This window comes from Bradyrhizobium uaiense (assembly GCF_010811875.1).
GTDB lineage: Bacteria > Pseudomonadota > Alphaproteobacteria > Rhizobiales > Xanthobacteraceae > Bradyrhizobium > Bradyrhizobium uaiense.
Genome location: NZ_VKHP01000485.1, coordinates 1 through 1,562, shown reverse-complemented (window position 1 = coordinate 1,562; position 1,562 = coordinate 1). Strand labels below are relative to the sequence as shown.

The following is a 1,562-nucleotide window of genomic DNA, read 5'->3' as shown; positions in this document are numbered from 1 at the left end:
CAGAAGCTGGTCGAGAGAGTCTAGGCGATGAGCACAGCACCTTCGACAGGACAGCTTTCGCCCGGCGCCCGGGCCGTTGCAATCGCCATCGCGGCGGTGATCGCCTTCGGCGCCGTTCCGCTGCTCGGTTCCGATTATCTGATGGACGCCGTGCTGACGCCGTTCCTTGCGTTGGCGCTCGCCGCCGTCGGCCTCAACGTGCTCACCGGCTATGCCGGGCAGGTGTCGCTGGGCTCGGCCGCATTCCTCGCGGTCGGTGCCTATGCGACCTACAACCTTCATCTCCGGCTACCGCAGCTACCGCTGATCGTCGATCTGGTGCTCGCCGGCCTCGTCGCGGCCGCGATCGGCATCGTGTTCGGATTGCCTAGCCTGCGCCTGCGCGGCTTCTACCTTGCCGTGTCGACCCTGGCCGCGCAGTTCTTCGTGCAATGGGCGCTCACCAAGTTCGGCTGGTTCTCCAACGACAATCCGTCCGGCGTGATCGATGCCCCGGTGCTCAGCGTGGCCGGCTTCACCTTCACCAGCCCGGCGGGGCGCTATGTGTTCTCGCTGAGCGTCGTGGTGATCGCGACCTTGCTGACGCTGCGGCTGCTGCGCTCGCAGAGCGGCCGCAACTTCATCGCGGTGCGCGATCACGAGCTCGCGGCCAAGGTAATCGGCGTCCCGCTGTTGCGCACCAAGCTCTTGGCGTTCGGCGTCTCCTCGTTCCTGATCGGCATTGCCGGGGTGTTGTGGGCCTTCGCCTATCTGCGCACGGTCGAGCCGGCCGGCTTCAATCTCGACCGCTCATTCCAGATCCTGTTCATCATCATCATCGGCGGGCTGGCCTCGCTGCGTGGCGCGTTTCTCGGCGCCGCCTTCATCGTAGTGTTCCCGCTCGTTCTGTCGCGCGCCGGCGCGGCCTTGCTCGGCGGCGTGTTCGATTCCGGCGTGCTGGAGATGAGCCAGCGCATCGTCGTCGGCGCGCTCATCATCGCATTCCTGATCGCCGAACCGCGCGGCCTGGTCGCGCTGTGGGACCGGCTGTGGCACGCGGTCACGCGGCCGGCCGCCATCCGCAACACCTGACATTTCGTACCACTGGAGAGACCAAAGATGATTAAATCGCGATATCTGAAATTTGCCTTTGCCGCAGCGGTGGCCTCCGTGCTGGCCACAGCACCGGCGGCGCGGGCCGACGAGCAGTTCTTCCCGCTGCAAAGCTACCGGGTCGGTCCCTATGCCGCCGGCGGCACCGGCTTCTTCGGCGGCTTCATCGACTATCTCAATCTGATCAACATCCGCGACGGCGGCGTCAACGGCGTCAAGCTGACCTGGGACGAGGGCGAGACCCAGTACGAGGTCGAGCGCGGCGTCGAGGTCTATGAACGGCTGAAGGGACGGCCCGGCGTTGCCGCCTGGAATCCGCTGTCGGTCGGCATCGCTTACGCCATGATCGACCGCATCACCAAGGACAAGGTGCCGCTCATCACCATCAATCACGGCCGCACCGATTCGACCGACGGTCGCGTGTTCCCCTACGTTTTTCCGCTGCTGCTCAATCCCTACAGCGAGACCTC

At 65.4% G+C, this 1,562-nt stretch carries 2 protein-coding genes; both read left to right on the top strand.

What is annotated here, in order from left to right; translation table 11 throughout:
* The first annotated feature begins 27 nt into the window (after positions 1-27).
* Complete coding sequence (locus FNJ47_RS45980) at positions 28-1,071, top strand: branched-chain amino acid ABC transporter permease (protein WP_163163393.1); 1,044 nt, start codon at positions 28-30, stop codon at positions 1,069-1,071.
* Positions 1,072-1,098: 27 nt separating this feature from the next.
* Positions 1,099-1,562 (top strand): ABC transporter substrate-binding protein (locus FNJ47_RS45975; protein WP_163163391.1); only part of this gene is annotated, 464 nt, incomplete at its 3' end.

Excerpts from the sequence above, each read along its gene's own strand:
- FNJ47_RS45980 (WP_163163393.1), top strand. The coding sequence starts at position 28 with ATGAGCACAGCACCTTCGACAGGACAGCTTTCGCCCGGCGCCCGGGCC.